The organism is Stenotrophomonas sp. YJH_SMC_10, assembly GCF_059371555.1.
In genome coordinates this window covers 215,229-232,211 of record NZ_JCAFUS010000006.1, presented here as the reverse complement: position 1 = coordinate 232,211, position 16,983 = coordinate 215,229, and the positions used below count along the sequence as shown (strand labels likewise).

Annotated in this window: 12 protein-coding genes and 1 riboswitch; of the genes, 6 read left to right on the top strand and 6 right to left on the bottom strand. The window is 69.1% G+C overall.

Annotated features, from left to right (window positions below):
- Positions 1 to 191: 191 nt before the first annotated feature.
- Positions 192 to 3,719, bottom strand: coding sequence for a hybrid sensor histidine kinase/response regulator (locus tag AC5P9C_RS10740; protein WP_103282549.1), 3,528 nt, complete (start codon positions 3,717 to 3,719; stop codon positions 192 to 194).
- Between the two features lie 96 nt (positions 3,720 to 3,815).
- On the bottom strand, positions 3,816 to 7,358 hold the full coding sequence (locus tag AC5P9C_RS10735) for a sensor histidine kinase (RefSeq protein ID WP_049465678.1): 3,543 nt from the start codon (positions 7,356 to 7,358) through the stop codon (positions 3,816 to 3,818).
- A gap of 164 nt (positions 7,359 to 7,522) precedes the next feature.
- Here AC5P9C_RS10735 and AC5P9C_RS10730 point away from each other — a divergent pair, with 164 nt between their 5' ends.
- Genes AC5P9C_RS10730 through AC5P9C_RS10720 form a run of 3 tightly spaced genes read left to right on the top strand, consistent with a single transcriptional unit; the run spans position 7,523 to position 9,312 of the window.
- Positions 7,523 to 8,167 carry a YceI family protein gene (locus AC5P9C_RS10730; protein WP_343542155.1) on the top strand — a complete coding sequence of 215 codons (645 nt, stop codon included), beginning with the start codon at positions 7,523 to 7,525 and terminating at the stop codon, positions 8,165 to 8,167.
- On the top strand, positions 8,164 to 8,736 hold the full coding sequence (locus AC5P9C_RS10725) for a cytochrome b (RefSeq protein ID WP_049465672.1): 573 nt from the start codon (positions 8,164 to 8,166) through the stop codon (positions 8,734 to 8,736). Before AC5P9C_RS10730 ends, AC5P9C_RS10725 begins: the two co-directional genes overlap by 4 nt.
- A gap of 3 nt (positions 8,737 to 8,739) precedes the next feature.
- Positions 8,740 to 9,312 (top strand): YceI family protein, encoded by a 573-nt coding sequence (locus AC5P9C_RS10720; protein ID WP_021202032.1) that lies wholly within the window; start codon positions 8,740 to 8,742, stop codon positions 9,310 to 9,312.
- Positions 9,313 to 9,430: 118 nt separating this feature from the next.
- Here AC5P9C_RS10720 and AC5P9C_RS10715 read toward each other — a convergent pair whose 3' ends face one another.
- On the bottom strand, positions 9,431 to 9,661 hold the full coding sequence (locus tag AC5P9C_RS10715) for a glutaredoxin family protein (protein ID WP_312558283.1): 231 nt from the start codon (positions 9,659 to 9,661) through the stop codon (positions 9,431 to 9,433).
- 100 nt (positions 9,662 to 9,761) lie between these two features.
- Between AC5P9C_RS10715 and AC5P9C_RS10710 the strand changes: the two genes are divergently transcribed.
- Together AC5P9C_RS10710 and AC5P9C_RS10705 are read left to right on the top strand one after the other, a co-directional pair.
- The gene (locus AC5P9C_RS10710) at positions 9,762 to 11,144 is read left to right on the top strand and encodes an L-serine ammonia-lyase (RefSeq protein WP_024956918.1); all 1,383 of its coding nucleotides are present in this window, start codon (positions 9,762 to 9,764) and stop codon (positions 11,142 to 11,144) included.
- 204 nt (positions 11,145 to 11,348) lie between these two features.
- Positions 11,349 to 12,344: an alpha/beta fold hydrolase gene (locus AC5P9C_RS10705; protein WP_414615352.1), complete on the top strand. Its 996-nt coding sequence runs from the start codon at positions 11,349 to 11,351 to the stop codon at positions 12,342 to 12,344.
- 55 nt (positions 12,345 to 12,399) lie between these two features.
- Here the strand turns inward: AC5P9C_RS10705 and AC5P9C_RS10700 are convergent, their stop codons facing one another.
- The 3 genes from AC5P9C_RS10700 to metX are packed head-to-tail and all read right to left on the bottom strand — an operon-like array spanning position 12,400 to position 15,727.
- The gene (locus AC5P9C_RS10700) at positions 12,400 to 13,467 is read right to left on the bottom strand and encodes a homoserine dehydrogenase family protein (RefSeq protein WP_414615353.1); all 1,068 of its coding nucleotides are present in this window, start codon (positions 13,465 to 13,467) and stop codon (positions 12,400 to 12,402) included.
- A complete protein-coding gene (locus AC5P9C_RS10695) occupies positions 13,464 to 14,699 on the bottom strand; it encodes an O-succinylhomoserine (thiol)-lyase (protein ID WP_049465652.1) in 1,236 nt (411 codons plus the stop codon). Before AC5P9C_RS10695 ends, AC5P9C_RS10700 begins: the two co-directional genes overlap by 4 nt.
- Complete coding sequence (metX, locus tag AC5P9C_RS10690; protein WP_049465649.1) at positions 14,696 to 15,727, bottom strand: homoserine O-succinyltransferase MetX; 1,032 nt, start codon at positions 15,725 to 15,727, stop codon at positions 14,696 to 14,698. The genes AC5P9C_RS10695 and metX overlap by 4 nt, the downstream gene beginning before the upstream one ends.
- 77 nt (positions 15,728 to 15,804) lie before the next feature.
- Positions 15,805 to 15,923, bottom strand: a riboswitch (SAM riboswitch).
- A gap of 148 nt (positions 15,924 to 16,071) precedes the next feature.
- Here metX and AC5P9C_RS10685 point away from each other — a divergent pair.
- The gene (locus tag AC5P9C_RS10685; protein WP_343543432.1) at positions 16,072 to 16,956 is read left to right on the top strand and encodes a M23 family metallopeptidase; all 885 of its coding nucleotides are present in this window, start codon (positions 16,072 to 16,074) and stop codon (positions 16,954 to 16,956) included.
- Positions 16,957 to 16,983 lie beyond the last annotated feature (27 nt).

Here is a 16,983-nt window from a genome sequence, read left to right as displayed (position 1 = left end):
GGGGTGGGTCCGGTTGCGGGAGTGTCCGCGGCATGGATGCCGCGGCCAAGCCCCCATGGATGGGTTTACGGCGTCTCCCGCAACCGGATCCACCCCGCCATCCCACAGGAAGCCAGCTTTTGCTTCTGCTGTTGCTGTTGCTGTTCCTCCGGCTTGCAGCAGGTGCAGGGCCGCAGGCCCTGCCGAACTCCCTACCTGCCCATCACCTTGGCAATCGCTTCCACCAGCAGCTCGCCGGTCACCGGCTTGCGCAGGAAGCCACCGATGCCGACCGCTTCCACCTGCTGCTGCAGGTCCGGGTCGGTCCGTGCGGTCACCGCCAGCAACGGCAGCATGTAGCCTTGGTTGCGCAGGTGCTGGGCCAGCTCGAAACCGCTCAGGCCCGGCAGGTCCAGGTCCAGCAGGCCGACGTCGAAATCGCCCGCACTGATCTCGCGCAGCGCCGCCAGCGCATGGCCGGCGTGCACCACCTCGTGGCCACGCGCGCTCAGCAGTCCGCGCACCACATCGGCCACGGTGGCATCGTCTTCGACCAGCAGCACCCGCAGTGGCGGCACGTTGGCCGCCTCGTCGCGATGCCCGTCGGCGGCGCCCTCGGCATCACTGTCCACCACCAGCGGCAATGGCAGGGTCACGCCGAAACAGGTGCCCCGGCCCAGCTGGCTCTCCACCTGGATGCGCCCCTGCATCGCGTGCGCCAGCTCGCGGCAGATGGCCAGGCCGAGGCCGCTGCCACCGTACTGCGCGGCGGTACGTGCACCGTCGGCCTGCTCGAAGCGGCGGAACAGGCGCTGCTGCTGTTCCTGGCTGATGCCGGGGCCGGTGTCACGCACTTCGAAGTGCAGTGCGCGCAGCTCGCCATCGCAGCGCGCGTGCAGGGTGATGGTGCCACGGCTGGTGAACTTCACCGCGTTCGACAGCAGGTTGAGCAGGATCTGCCGCACGCGCATGGCATCGCCGGTGGCCTGCAGCCCCGGCGGCAGCTGGTTGTCGAGGGTGAAGCGCAGGCCCTTCTGCGCGGCCAGCGGGCCCATCAGGGCCGCCAGGTCGTGCAGCAGGCCGTTCAACGCAAAGGTCTTCGACTGCAGCTCCAGGCGGCCGGACTCGATCCGCGCCAGGTCCAGCGCATCGTTGACCAGGTGCAGCAGGTGCTCGCCGGCATGCCGGATCGACTGTGTGTAGCCGCGCTGTTGCGGGTCCAGGGGCGACGCCAGCAGCAGCTCGCTCATGCCCAGCACACCGGTCATCGGCGTACGGATCTCATGGCCCAGATTGGCCAGGAAACGGGTCTTGGCCGCTGAAGCCTGCTCGGCGAGTTCCTGCTTGTGCAGCGCCAGCTGGTAGGCATGGCGCCGCTGCAGGCGGCGCCGGTACAACCAGGCGAACCAGCTGGTCAGCAGCAGCCCGACCGACGCCAGCACCAGCAGGCCGGACAGGCTGCGCCACCATGGCGGCTGCACGCGGAATTCCAGGCTCTGCACCCGCGACCACACGTGGTCGGCCGACCGGGCCTGCACTTCCAGCCGGTAGCTGCCCGGCGCCAGGCGCGAGAACAGGCGCTCGCCGGCCGGGCCGACTTCGACCCAATCGGGGTCGTAGCCGGCCAGGCGGTAGCGGTAGGTATTTGACGCCGAGTCGGCGAAGGACAGCAGCCGCGCGACGATGCGCAGGTCGCGGTCGCCGTCGGCGATCTGCAACGGCGCATCGTGGGTCATGTCCAGCACCTGCTCGTTGCGGCGCACCTCCACCCGCTCGATCACCAGCGGGGCGCGACGCACCGAGGGCCGCACCTGCTCCGGGTCGAACACCACCGCACCTGCCGCCGTTCCGGCCACCAGATGGCCGTCGCCCGCCGCGATCAAGGTGTGGTCGCGGAATTCCTGGCTCGGCAGGCCGTCGTGCACGCCATACAGGCGCACGCTCTGCCCATCCGCACTGACACGCACCAAGCCGCGTGCGCTGGTCGCCCACGCCACGCCCTGTGCATCGACCACCAGGCCGGTCGCGGAGATTGCCGGATAGCCCTGCTCGGCCCCCACCACCGCCTGTCGTTCCAGGCGCCCCTGGCTCCAGCGGTAACGCGACAGTCGGCCATCCTCGGACAGCCAGACCTGGCCATCCCGGCCCACGTGCAGCGCGTGGATGGCGGTTGCCGGCGCACCCGGCACCGGCTGGAAGCGTTCGCTTTCCGGCAGCCACTGCAACAGGCCGCGACTGCTGGCCAGCCAGATGTGGTCCTGCGGTCCGCATTCCACGTCGAGGTTGAGCTGGCCCTGCTGCAGCCCACGCTGGCCATTGTCCAGCTGGCGCCGCAGGTGTCCGTCAAGGTCGCGCTGCTGCAGGCCGGCGGGCAGCATCAGCCAGAGGCTGTCGCCGTCACAGGTCATCATCGATTCGATGACCCCTTCCATCGCCGCATCAGCACCGGCATCACGGCCCCAGCGACGCAGCTCGCGCCGCTGCGGGTCATAGCGCACCAATGCGTCGTTCGATCCAATCCACACCTGCCCGCGCCGGTCCTCCCTCACCGAGGTCAGCCAGTGCATGCCGTTGACCCAGGTGCGGTGCTGCTCGATCCGGCCCGTCTTCGGATCGAAGCGATCCAGCGCACCGTGGCTGCCCACCGTCCAGACGCCGCCGTTGCTGGACGGGCTGGTGCCCAGCACCAGTGCATTGCGCAGCGAGGTGGGGTCGTCCTCCAGGCGCGACAGCACCGAGAACTGCCACCAGCGCGGCAACAGGTGCCACAGGCCGGCGTTGGTGCTGGCCAGCCAGATGCCGCCTTCCCGATCCTCATAGGCACCGGTCCAGTTCGGCCGTACCGGGCCGCGTGCGATGACGCTGTACAGCGGCACGGTCTGGTACTGGCCATCCACCGCACGTCCCAACCCGGTGCGCGTGTCCAGCCAGTGCCCGCCCTGCTCGTCGCGCAGCATCATGCCCAGCACCTGCTCGCCCGGTGGCAGCTTCCACGGCGGTGCCTCGAAGCGGCCGTCCGGGCGGCGCACGGTGGCCCCGGCCATCGTGCTGATCCACAGGCTGCCGTCCGGCTCGGTGGTCAGGCCGTTGATCAGCAGGCTGGGAATGATGTCCGTGCCGACGCGCTCGAAGTCGGTCCCGGTCCAGCGCGCCACGCCATGCTTGGTGCCGATCCACAGGCTGCCATCAGGCAGCGTGGCCAGATAGGGCACCGACGACGACGGCAGGCTGCGCGGATTGTTCGGCTCGGGCAGGAAGCGCTGCAGGCGGTCTTGGCTGTCCAGGCGGTACAGGCCGCCCTCGTGGGTGCCGAACCAGATCGAGCCGTCGGGCGTGCTGGCCAGGCTCCAGACCGTGTTGGTGCCCATCAGCGGCTGGCTGCTGCGGTCGTAGAAGTGCAGCTGCCTGCGGTCGGCCGACATGCGTACCAGGCCTGCGTTCTCGGTGCCTATCCACAACTGATTGCGGGCATCGACCAGCACCGTCCAGATGCGGTTGTCACGCAGTCCATCCTCGGAACGCCACACCCGGTAGGTACGCCCGTCGTAGCGGGCCAGGCCATCGTTGGTGGCGATCCACAGGTAGCCGTAGCGATCCTCGGCCATGCGGTTGACGGTATTGGACGGCAGGCCGTCGAACACCGTCACCTGCCGTGGGCTGGGCGGCACCGGCTGTGCCGCAACGGGCAACGCGCAGCACAGCAGGACCAGCAGCAGCATCGCCGCCCGCAGATACACCACCGATTGCCTCCTCACGCTGGTCCTGATGATTCCCGCGCCGCGGGCGTCGGCATGGTAAACCGAAAGTCGCACCGTTCACGCCCGGCGCCGGCGCGGTCACGCAGTCGCCTGTCGCTTCGCACGCGCCTGGGCGATGGCCGCCACCAGCAGGTCGCCGGTCACCGGCTTGCGCAGGAAGCCATCGAAGCCAGCCGCCAGCACCTGGGTTTCGGCATAGGCATCGGAACGGGCGGTCACCGCCACAAGGGGCAGGTCATAGCCCATCGTGCGCAGCTGGCGGGCGATGGCCGTACCATCCAGCGCGGGCAGATCGAGATCGAGCAGGCCCACGTCGAAGCCGTCGGTGGCGATCTCCGACAACGCGCCCAGGCCGTGCAGCACGTGCACCACCGTGTGCCCGCGCACGCGCAACAGGCCGGCGATGACCTCGGCCACCGTGGCATCGTCCTCCACCAGCAGGATGCGCAACGGTGGCAGTACCGGCAGCACTGCCGCCTCGCCCGCCGGGCTGACAGCCTGCCGCGTCCAGGGCAATGGCAGGCGAACGCGGAAGCGCGCGCCCCTGCCGGGCTGGCTGACCACATCGATACGCCCGCCCATCGCCACCGCCAGCTCCTGGCAGATCGCCAGCCCCAACCCGCTGCCCCCGTAGCGCGAGGCAGTGCGCGGGCCGTCAGCCTGCTCGAAGCGATGGAACAGGCGCTGCTGCTGCTCGGCATTGATGCCCGGGCCGCTGTCATGCACTTCAAAGCACAGCCCGCCCTTTTCTTCCAGGCGGACGGCCAGGCCGACGTGGCCACGTTCGGTGAACTTGATGGCGTTGCCGAGCAGGTTCAGCAGGATCTGGCGCACCCGCATCTCGTCGCCACTGACCGTGATCGGCCCGGGCGGGTCCTCGCCGCGCCGGAATTCCAGCTGGCGCTGCTGCGCCATCGGCTGCATCAGGCCCTGCACCTGGTCGAGCAGTTCGCCGAGGTCAAACGGGCGCAGGTCCAGTTCCAGCCGCCCGGCTTCGATGCGGGCCAGGTCCAGCGCATCATTGACCAGCCGCAGCAGGTGGCTGCCGGCCTGCTGGATCGAGCCGGCATAGCTGCGCTGTACCGGGTCCAGCGGGGTGGCCAGCAGCAGTTCGCTCATGCCCAGCACGCCGGTCATCGGCGTGCGCACTTCATGGCCCAGCGTGGCCAGGAAACGGCTCTTGGCCTGCGAGGCCTGTTCGGCCAGCTGCTGCTTGTGCACCGTCAACTGCCACTGCTGGCGACGCCGCAGCCGCGCCCGGATCGACCAGACCAGGATCACCAGCAGCAACGACCCCAGCAGGATGTAGCCGAAGATCGCCATGCCGCTTCGCCACCACGGCGGCAGCACCTTCACCTGCAATTGCTGCGAAGGCGTCCACGCGCCCCGGGCAGTCGCGGCCTGTACCTCGATGAGGTAGCTGCCGGTCGGCAGCCGCGACAGGGTGCGCTGGCCATCACCGCCCTGCTCCACCCAGTCCTGGTCGTAGCCCTGCACGCGGAACCGGTAGCGGTTGCCCTGCGGGCTGGCGTAGGACAGCAGCCGCGCATCGATCTGCAGGTCGCGGTCATCCGGCCCCAGCAGCAGGGTGCCGGTGAGCGGCAACGGCTGCCAGCCGCGGGCGTCGTCGCGGCGCACCCGCACTTCGGCGATCACCAGCGATGACGCCGGCAGCACGGTGTCGTCGGCGTTCACATCGAAGGCAACCAAACCGGTCTGGGTCACCGCCAGCACGCGACCATCGGCGTTCACCGCCGGTGGCCGGCCCGTGAACTCCGCGTCGGACAGGCCGTCGCGCTCGTTGAACTGCTGCAGGCGCCGCGTCTTCGGATCCCAGCGCAGCAGGCCGCGCGGCGTGGTCGCCCACAACTGGCCGTTGGCGGCCAGGGCCAGCCCCCCCATGGTCAGCGGTGGCACGCCGGCGCCGCCGTCGATGCGCTGGATCAGGCGCAGGCTCATGCCGTCCCACTGGTAGCGCTCGAAAGCACCTTGGCGCGCCAGCCACAACTGCTGCGGATCGATCCACACCAGGTCGTAGATCGGCCCCCGCGATACGCCCGGCACCGCCTCGAAGCGTCCGGCCTGCTCACGCCAGATGCCCATGTCACCCATCACCCACGGCCGGCCGTGGGCGTCGAAGCGGATCTGCTCGATCGGCGCATCGGCGGTACCGCGGAAATACTCCAGCGGATAGCGGTGCAGCAGCCGGCCCTCTGCACTTCGCTGCTGCAGTTCCAGGCCCATCACCGACACCCACACCGTACCGTCAGGGGCCTCGCGCATCAGATCGATGCGCTGGCGCAGGTCGGCACTGCCGTCGATCCGCAGGTCACGCAATGCACCGGAGGCCGGATCGTAGAGGGTGATGCGGCCGCCGCGCCCGAGCCACAGGCGACCGTCCGGGCGCGGCAGCACCGACCACACCACGCCGTTGCCCAGCTGCCGATCGGTGGCCAGCAGGCGCAGCGTGCCCTGCGCATCCAGCTGGTAGACCCCGCGCGCCGAGCCGACGTAGTAGTTCTTCCCGTCGCTGGCCGCACTCAACAGGTACTGGCTGTCCAACGGCTTGCCGTCGAGCTGGTTCCAGATCGAGAAGCGCCGCCAGTCCGGTGGCAGATAGGCCAGGCCCTGGGTCAGCAGGGCCACCCACAACCCACCCTCGTGATCCTGCAGCAGATCCAGCACACCGCTGTGCGCGGTCAGGAAGCCACTGCCGCGGTCGCCCTCCAGCCGGCGCAGCGCGGCCGCGTCGCCCCGCAACAGGCCATCGGAGGTGCCGGCCCAGTAGCCCCCCTGGCGATCGGCCAGCACCAGCGCCGAGCGCAGCTGGGCACTGTCGGCCCATCGCGGGCGACTGACCCGATCCTGCGCATCGATACGGTACAGCCCGTCGTTCTGGCTGCCGACCCAGATCGAACCGTCCGCATCACGGCTCAACCGCAGCACGCTCAGCGTTCCCAGCTGCGACGCGGCCACCGGCTCGAATCCGCTGCCATTCCATCGCGCCACACCGGCTTCGGTGCCTACCCACAGGCGCCCCTGCGCATCGACCAGGCTGGTGAAAATGCTGTTGCTGGGCAGCCCATCCGGGTGCGCTGGATCATGGGTGTAGAGGCGCACGCTGCCGTCTTCGCCCAGGCGGCAGACGCCGTGGTTGTTGGTGCCGATCCACAATGCATCGTCGACATAGGCCAGTGCCCAGAACTGCCCCTGGCAGGTGGCATTGACCTTGTCGAAGGTCCGGAAGCGCTCGCGGTCGGCATCCAGGCGGGCCACGCCCTTGCCGTTGATGCCCACCCAGACGCGGTCCAGCGGATCGATCAGCAGGGTCTCGATTTCGTTTCCCGGCAGCGCGCCCGGCTGTTCCGGGTCGTGCTCCCAGACCCGCAGGCTGTTGCCGTCGTAGCGGGCGAGCCCGCCATCGGTGGCGGCCCAGATATGGCCCTGCCGGTCCTCGGCCAACGCCACCACCATGCGCGACGGCAAGCCTTCGGCGGCACCGAAGCGGCGCAGGCGCGGTGTTTCTGCGATATCCAGGGTCGCAGCCGCCGTGGCCAACGCCATCAGCAGCAGTCCCATACCCGCGATGCCACGGCACCACCGGCGCCAGCCGCTCGTCATCCTGAACCCCCTGTCCTGGCCCGATTGTCACACAGGGCCGGGTTCATGGCTGCAACAGCCTGTTTCCAGCGATGGCGCCACCACGAACTGTTGCAGCCATGTACGCAACGTTGTCGGGGGGCTGTGCGTATGATCGCAGCGTCCCCTTCCGGAGCCCGCCATCGATGCGTCCCTGCCTGGCCCTGCTGCCGATGCTGCTCGCCACCGCTCCTGCCTGGGCGGCCGCTGATACCTACCGCCTCGATCCGGTGCATACGCGGGTGCTGTTCTCCATCGACCACGCGGGCTACTCGCAGGCCATGGGCACGGTGTCCGGCAGCGAGGGCCGGGTTCGGTTCGATCCCGACAACTGGCGCGACGCCACTCTGGAGGTGGATATCCCGGTGTCGCGACTGGACCTGGGCGACGCCAAGTGGAACCAGGCCACGCTGGCCCGCAGCCTGCTCGACGGCGAGCGTTACCCGACCGCGCGCTTCGTCTCCAGCCGGGTGGAGGCGATCGATGCCAGGCACGCGCATGTGATCGGCACGCTGACCCTGCGTGGGGTCAGCCAGGAAGTCACCCTGGATGTGACCTTCAACGCGCTCAAGCGTTACCCGCTTCCTCCATTCCGACGTACCGCCGGTTTTTCCGCCAGCACCACGCTGAGCCGGCGCGCGTTCGGCATCACCGCCTGGCCGGGCGTCATCGGTGATGCGGTGCAGGTGCGGATCGAGGCCGAAGCCACCCTCGACCGCAACGATGCCCCGGGAACTCCGGCTCCTGTTTCCCACTCCGACCACACGACGGCCCCCAAGGACCCTTCATGACCGCCAAGAACACCCCCGCCGCGTGGGGAAGTGTCAGCCAGATCCTGCATTGGTTGATCGCACTGCTGATCCTCGCCCTCGGCGTGGTCGGCCTGACCATGGGCGAACTGCCCAAGACGCCCAAGTACTTCTGGGTGTACACCGCGCACAAGTCGATCGGCATCACGGTCCTGGCCCTGGTGCTGTTCCGTCTCGGCTGGCGCCTGTATGCCGGTGCGCCGAAGCCGGTGCCGGGCGTGCCCAGCTGGCAGGAGCGCATCGCCAGTGCCACCCACGTGCTGCTGTACGTGCTGATGTTCGCCATTCCGCTGTCGGGCTGGTTGTACGATTCGGCCAGTGGCCTGCGCCCGTTCCGCTGGTTCGGCCTGGTTGACGTGCCCAAGCTGAGCGCGCCGGATCCGCAGGTCGTCGCGGTGTCCCATGCCCTGCACGAATATGGCTTCTGGCTGCTGATCGCGGTGGTGCTGGCACATGCCGGCGCTGCCTTCTACCACCACCTGTTCCAGCGCGATGCAACACTGTCCCGCATGTTGCCACGCGGTTGGCTCGCCTCCCCTCAGAAGGACTGACCGATGAACCTGAAACTGACCACCCCGGCCGCTGTGGCCGCCGCCCTGGCCGGCATGCTGGCCACTGCCCCGGCGCTCGCCGCCGACTATGCGCAGGCCCCGGGTGCCGGCTCGATCCTGGTGTTTGCCACCAAGTACGACGGTGAAGTGTTCACCGGCAGCTTCCCCGGCTTCGCCACCAAGCTCAGCTTCGACCCGGCCAATCCGGCCGCCGGTTCGCTGGACGTGGTGATTCCGCTGGCCGGGGCCAAGAGCGGCAACAGCGACCGTGATTCGACCCTGCAGGGCGCCGACTTCTTCAATGTCGGCAAGTTCGCCACGGCGCGCTACACCGCCAAGGGTTTCCGCGCGGTGGGCAACGACCAGTTCGCCGCCGATGGCACGCTGGAACTGCGCGGCGTCAGCAAGCCGGTCACGCTGACCTTCACCTGGAAGCCGGGCACCCAGCCGGTACTGACCGGCAAGGCCACGGTCAAGCGACTGGACTTCGGCGTCGGCGGCGGTGACTGGGCCGACACCAAGACCATCCCGGATGAAACCGCGATCAGCACGATCGTGAAGTTCGACGCGAAATAAATCGCTTCCGGTAGTGCCGGCCGCTGGCCGGCATCACCGGGCATCGCAACGCATTGGGTAGTGCCGGCCGCTGGCCGGCATCACCGGGAACAGCCGGGGTGCCGGCCAGCGCCCGGCACTACCGGTCGGCGGCCAACCACGCCTGCACCGTGGCCGCGTCGAACGGCCAGTCCAGCTCGCGGTCGCCGCGCTCGTCACGCAGTACCGGCACCCGCGCGCCGTAGCGGGCCTCCAGCGCGGGCTGGTCATCCAGGAACACCGATTCGAACTCCGGCGCCTGCGCCCTGGCCAGCTCGGCCAGGGCCATATCGCACAGGTGGCAATCGTCACGCTGGATAAGGATCAACACCGGCCGGGCTCCCGTGGCGGAAATGCTGCGCCGCAGCCATGGAACTGCGGCGTGAACCGCTAGAATAGCGGTCTCTTCCGGTACCCGCAGTACGGCAACCATGGCTGTCAGCACGTTCGACGTTTTCAAGATCGGCATTGGCCCGAGTTCCTCGCACACCGTCGGGCCGATGAAGGCCGCCGAGCGATTCATCCATCGCTGGCTGCTCGACCCGGGCCGCCTGCACGAGGTCGCGCGCATCCGCGCCGATGTCTACGGCTCGCTGGCGCTGACCGGCCGCGGCCACGGCACCGACAAGGCGATCCTGCTCGGCCTGGAAGGCCAGCGGCCGAACCTGATCGACCCGGACATCATTCCGGCCACGCTGGAGCGCATCCGCAGCAGCAAGCGCATCCAGCTGATGGGCCAGCACGAGATCGCCTTCGACGAGAAGCGCGACCTCGGCATGAACAAGCGCCAGAAGCTGCCCTACCACACCAACGGCATGCGCTTCACCGCGTACAACGCCGAGGACGAAGTGATCGCCACCCGCGATTACTACTCCGTCGGGGGGGGCTTCGTGGTCAACCAGGACGATGCGGCCGATGACCGCATCGTGCCCGATGAGACCCCGCTGCCCTACCCGTTCAAGAGTGGCGACGAACTGCTGGCGCAGACCGCGCGCAGCGGCCTGAGCATCGCCCAGCTGATGTTCGAGAACGAGAAGTGCTGGCGCAGCGAAGACGAGATCCGTGCCAATCTGCGCGAGATCTGGAGCGCGATGCAGTCCTGCGTGGCGCGCGGCATCCGCGAGGAAGGCGTGCTGCCCGGTGGCCTGAAGGTCGGCCGTCGTGCACCGGCGCTGTACCGCGAGCTGTCGTCGAAGCCGGAAGCGGCGATGCGCGACCCGCTGACCACGCTGGACTGGGTCAACCTGTATGCGCTGGCGGTGAATGAAGAGAACGCGGCCGGCGGCCGTGTAGTGACCGCGCCGACCAATGGCGCCGCCGGCGTGCTGCCGGCGGTGCTGCATTACTTCGATCGTTTCTGCCCCGGCGCCAATGAGCAGCGCGTGTTCGACTTCCTGCTGACCTCGGCGGCGATCGGCATCCTGTACAAGGAAAACGCTTCGATCTCCGGGGCCGAAGTGGGCTGCCAGGGCGAGGTCGGCGTGGCCTGCTCGATGGCCGCCGGCGGCCTGGTCGCGGCCCTGGGTGGCAACCCGAGCCAGATCGAGAACGCCGCGGAGATCGGCATGGAACACAATCTCGGCCTGACCTGCGATCCGATCGGTGGCCTGGTGCAGATCCCCTGCATCGAGCGCAACGCGATGGGTGCGGTGAAGGCGATCAACGCCTCGCGCATGGCGATGCGCGGTGATGGCAAGCACAAGGTGTCGCTGGACAAGGTCATCAAGACCATGCGCGATACCGGCCGCGACATGCAGGACAAATACAAGGAAACCAGCCGCGGTGGCCTGGCGGTGAACGTCATCGAGTGTTGAGGGCGGCCGGCTCCGGCGCGATGGCGACGGGCCACGGGTAGAGTCGACTGTTAGTCGACTATCGCGCGCAGCGCGGGATTTTCACGGCCTGAGGGAAGTGCAGTCGACCAACAGTCGACGCTCCCCCGTCCGCCCTGGCCCGCACGGGCGACACCGTCACCGCGTTCCGGTTAGGCTCGGGGTTTCCCCGCCCCGGATTGCCCCATGCGCGTGATCGCCGCCGCCCTGCTTTCCTGCCTTCCGCTGCCTGCCCTGGCCGCGCCCACCTACGGGCCGCGGCTGGAGGGCTTCGACTATGGCTATCCGGTAAAGACCTTCGCGCTGGAATCGCAGCGCCAGCCGCTGGAGATGGCCTACCTCGACATCGCGCCGAAGAAGGCACCGATTGGCGTGGTGGTGCTGCTGCACGGCAAGAATTTCTGCGCGGCCACCTGGAAGGAATCGATCAAGCCGCTGGTCGCCGCCGGCTACCGGGTGATCGCCCCGGACCAGGTGGGCTTCTGCAAATCCAGCAAGCCCGAGCGCTACCAGTATTCGTTCGCGCAACTGGCCGCCAACACCCATGCCCTGCTGCAGCAGTTGCAGCTGGGCGAGGTACCGGTGCATCTGGTGGGCCACTCGATGGGCGGCATGCTGGCGGTACGCTACGCGCTGATGTTCCCGCAGGACCTGCGCAGCCTGTCGCTGGTCAACCCGATCGGGCTGGAGGACTGGAAGGCGCTGGGCGTTCCGTGGCGCAGCGTGGACGCGTGGTACGCCGGCGAAATGAACATCAGCTATGACAGCATCCGCCGCTACCAGCTGGAGGTGTACTACGACGGCAAGTGGAAGCCGGCCTACGAACCGTGGGCGCGGATGCAGTCGGGCATGTACGAAGGGCCGGGCAAGCAGGCTGTTGCATGGAGCCAGGCGCTGGCCTCGGACATGGTGTTCAACCAACCGGTGGTTTACGAGCTGAAGCACCTGCACGTGCCGACCACACTGTTCATCGGCCAGAAGGACCGCACCGCGATCGGGCGCGACCTGGCGCCGCCGGCGGTGAAGGCGACGCTGGGCAACTATCCGGCGCTCGGCAAGGCGGCGGCTGCGGCAATTCCCGGGGCGACCCTGGTCGAGTTCGCCGAACTGGGCCATTCGCCGCAGGTGCAGGACCCCAAGCAGTTCAACACCGCGTTGCTGAAGTCCTTGAAGTCACGCTGACCGGTTGTGCTCCTGTAGAGCCGAGCATCGGCTCGGCTCTACAGGCACCCTGCGATCAACCCACGATCCGCAGCACGTCATCCAGCAGGGCGGCAGCGGTGACTTCCGCACCGGCACCCGGTCCCTGGATCAACAGCGGCTGGCGCTGATAGCGATCGCTGTGGATGGCCACGCGGTTGTCGGTGCCTGCGCCCTGCGCCAACGGGTGATCGGACGGCAGTTCGCGCAGGCCGACCTGTGCACCCTGGCCGTCAACACGGCCCACGAAACGCAGCACGCGGCCGTTGTCCCGTGCCTGTTGCCAACGCGCCTGCAGCGGTGCATCCAGCTGCTCCAGTGCAGCCACTGCATCCTCCAGCGGCAGCGCTGCCAGCGCGTCCGGGACCAGTGAATCCACCTGCACCTGCGCGGCATCCAGGGCCAGCCCGCTGCTGCGTGCCAGGATCAGCAGCTTGCGGCGCACGTCCTCGCCGGACAGGTCCAGGCGCGGATCGGGTTCGGTGTAGCCGGCCGCCAGCGCCTCGCGCACCGCCGCCGAGAACGGCGACTGCCCGTCGTAGCGGTGGAACAGCCACGCCAGCGATCCGGACAGCACGCCCTCGATGGCATGGATACGGTCGCCACCGGCGACCAGCGCGCGCAGGCTGCTCAACAATGGCAGGCCGGCACCGACGGTAGCGCTGTCGCCATAACGCGCACCACTGTCGGCGCAGCTCTCGGCGATGGCCGTGGCGCGTGCCAGTTGCGCGCCGCGGCCGAGCTTGTTGGCGGTGACCACATGCACGCCCCGCGCCAGCCACTGCACGTGGCGCGCGGCCACCTCTTCGCTGGCGGTGGCATCGACCACCACATCGCCCCGCTCCAGGCCTTCGGCGCTGGCCCAAGGCGGCGAACTGAGGCCGTCGCGCGGTGCGCGGCGCGCCAGCACCAGCGGCAACGCCAGATCGCGGTCGATCGCCAGTGCGGTGCGCGAGTTGGCCAGCCACTGCACGCTGGGCAGTTCCAGCCCGCGTGCCTGCAACGCCTGGTAACGCTGCACGAAGGCCGACCCGACCGTGCCGGTGCCGAGCAGCGCCAGCCGCCCCGTGCCCAGCGCGGGAATTTCAGCGGCGAGCGCGCTCATGCGTCCACCACCTGTTTGCGGCGTGCGGCCGCGTCGATCACCGCTTCGGCGCGCTGCAGCGCGGCGCCGAGATCGGCCAGCAGGTCACGCTCAGCCTCGATGCCGATCGACAGGCGCAGCAGTCCTTCACTGATGCCGGCCGCCGCACGCGCTTCGGCGCTCATCGCCGCATGGGTCATGGTCGCCGGATGGGCGATCAGGCTTTCGACGCCGCCCAGCGATTCGGCCAGGGTGAAGCAGCGCAGGCCATCGACGAACGCGCGCACCGCCGCATGCGGATCGTCACCGGCGCAGTGCGCCAGTTCGAACGACAGCATCGCGCCGAAACCGCTTTGCTGGCGCGCCGCGATGGCGTGGCCCGGATGATCGGCCAGGCCCGGGTAGTACACCCTGCCGACGGCCGGATGCTGGTCCAGCAGGGCAACGACCGATGCGGTGTTCTCCTGGTGCACGCGCAGGCGCGCGTCCAGCGTGCGCAGGCCGCGCAGGGTCAGGAAGGCATCGAACGGCGAACCGGTCAGGCCCAGCGCATTGCCCCACCACACCAGCTGTTCGTGCAGCGCCGGATCGCGCGCGACCACGGCGCCGCCGACCACGTCACTGTGACCATTGATGTACTTGGTGGTCGAATGCAGCACCAGGTCCGCACCGAACGACAGCGGCTGCTGCAGGGCCGGCGACAGGAAGGTGTTGTCGACCACGACGAGGGCACCGGCCTTGTGCGCGGCGTCGATGACGAAGCGCAGGTCGGTGATGCGCAGCAGCGGGTTGGACGGGGTTTCCACCAGCACCAGCTTCGGCTGGGTCGCCAGTGCCTGGGCGAGCGCACGCGGGTCGGTCAGGTCGGCAGTGACCAGTTCGAAGTGTCCCTTCCGGGCCAGCGCATTGAACAGGCGCCAGCTGCCACCGTATGCATCGTGCGGCACCACCAGCGTATCGCCCGGCTGCAGCAGCGCGTTCAGCACCAGGTTGATTGCTCCCATGCCGGTGGCGGTGATGACGCCGCCGGCGCCGCCCTCCAGTTCCGCAAGCGCCTCACCCAGCAGGTCGCGGGTCGGGTTGCCACTGCGCGTGTAGTCGTACTGGCGCTTGTTGCCGAAGCCTTCGAAGCTGAAGTTCGACGACAGCACGATCGGCGGCGTGACCGCGCCATGCGCGGTGTCCCGATCGATGCCGGCACGGACGGCGGCAGTGGTGCGACTACAGGACGGCTCGTTTGCGTGCAGGCTCATGCGGACTCTCCAGAAGTGCGGAAGGCGGTGGCGAGGATCGCGTCGATGCGATCGGTTTCTTTGAGGAAGGCGTCATGGCCGTAAGGCGAGCGCAGCACGCGCAGGCTGCCGCGCGGGCCCAGCCCTTCGACCAGGCCGACCAGGTCGGCCAGCGGCACCAGGCGGTCACCCTCCACGGCCACCACCACGGTCGGCGGCAGGATCGCGGTGGGGTCGACACGATGCAGGTCGATCGATTCGGACAGGCGCAGGTAGGCGGTCACCGGCGTGCGCGCGACGTACTGCGCACCGGCCGCGTCGAGGTAGTCTTCGGCGGCCACGCGTACGCGGCCGTTGATCACTTCCGGCGCGGCATCGAAGCGCTCGCCGAATTCTTCCGGCGTGCGGTAGCTGAGCATGGCGAACTGCCGCGCCAGGGCCAGGCCGTGGTCTTCGCCGCACTGCAGCTGGCCAAGCGCGACCGCACGGCGCTGCAGCGCGCGCCAGGCGGCGGCATAGGGATGCGGGCGATGCGCGCCGCTGGCCAGCACCAGCTGGCGCACGCGGGCCCGGTGCCGGATCGCGAACTGCTGGCCGACCAGCGCACCATACGAATAGCCCACGAACGCCTTCAGCGCACGGATGCCGAGGTGGTCCAGCAGCAGCGCCAGCGCATCGGCCTGGTCGGCGGTATCGATCGGCACATCCAGCGCACCGTCGGCACCGATGAAGTCGAAGGCCAGCACGCGCAGTTGCTGCGGATCCAGCGCGCGCCCGCTGCCCACCAGGTCTTCGGCCCAGCCCTTCTCGCCGAACTGTGCATTGGACGCCACGTGGCGGTGCGCGGAGATGCCACCGGCCAGCACCACCACCGGTGCATCGGCCGGGCCGACCCACTCATAGCGCAGGCGCACCGGGCTGGGGCCGGCGTGGCGCATCGACAGCACCGCGGCGAACTCGCCGCGCTCGGCATGCACGCGGTCTTCGACCGGCACGCTGACGGGGACAAAGGACTCGGAGCGAATGGCGGTACTGGCGGCGAAGCTCATGGCGGGATCCGGTTGGGGAATCGGCCATCGAGCCTTCGCGGGGCCCGCGTTCGAGATGCACGTGGGGTGCATGGTTCGAACCATCTTTCGGTGGACGCCACGGTCCCCGCAGGATTTGGCACCTACGCAGACGCTTGCGCGCCTGCGGGCTGCCCCGGCTTCAAAGGGCCTGTCCCTCTGCCGGTCTCGATGGTGGAGCCACGATGCCAGCCCTTTCCGGCACTGTCAATCCCTTCATGCGGATAAAGCGATGAATATTTTCAGGTCCACACTGCGCAGTCCGTTCCGGTCGCCCCGTTCAGGATCGGGTACAGTCCCGGCGGTCCATTCCGCTGGAAACGCCGATGTCGCGCTTGCCCCTGTCCTGCCTGCTGTTGTCCCTGCTGGCGAGCGCGAGCGTGCACGCCGACGACTGGCGCCAGGGCTGGGGACTGGTTCCCCTGCCTGGCCAGGCGACGCCCGCAGGCGGGTCCGCGGGCGCCGCCCCCATGGCCCAGCTGCGCCTGCAGCCGGTCGGCGGGCAATGGCAGGCACGCATCGACAACGCCCTGGCCGGCCCGCTGCAGATCGAACTGCGCGCGGCCCCCGGTCACCCGGTCGACAGCCTGCCGGTGCAGTCACTGATCCAGGGCGACAGCAGCCTGGTGGTCGGCCACCTGCCCGCCCCGATCGATGGGCGCACGCTGGACCTGCGCCTGCAGTCGGTGCCGGGCAACCCGGCCGCGCAGGCCGAGGATGTTGCCTATCGCCTGCCCTTCGATGCAGCCCGCCTGCGCGTGGACCAGGCGCCGCAGGGACGGTTCAGCCATGGCGACGAGGAGAACCACGATGCGGTCGACTTCGCTCTGCCGGAGGGCACCCTGGTGCTGGCCGCGCGCGAGGGCACGGTGATGCAGATCCAGGATGGCTTCCGTGGCAACGGCCAGGACCGCGAGCGCGATGGCGCCCGCGCCAACTTCATCCGCGTGCTGCACAGTGACGGCAGCATGGCCCTGTACGGCCATCTGCAGGCCGGCGGCATGCGCGTGCGTCGCGGCCAGGCCGTGGGGGCCGGGCAGCCGATCGGCCTGTCCGGCAACAGCGGCTACAGCAGCGCGCCGCACCTGCACTTCGTGGTGCAGGTCAACCGCGGCATGGGCCTGCGCTCGGTGCCGGTGCGCATCTTCGCCGAACAGGGCCAGCTGCAGTTCGCCCGCCACGGCGAAGCCGACGGCGGGACCGGGCGCTGACCGGCCCCGGCCGGTATAATCGGGCGC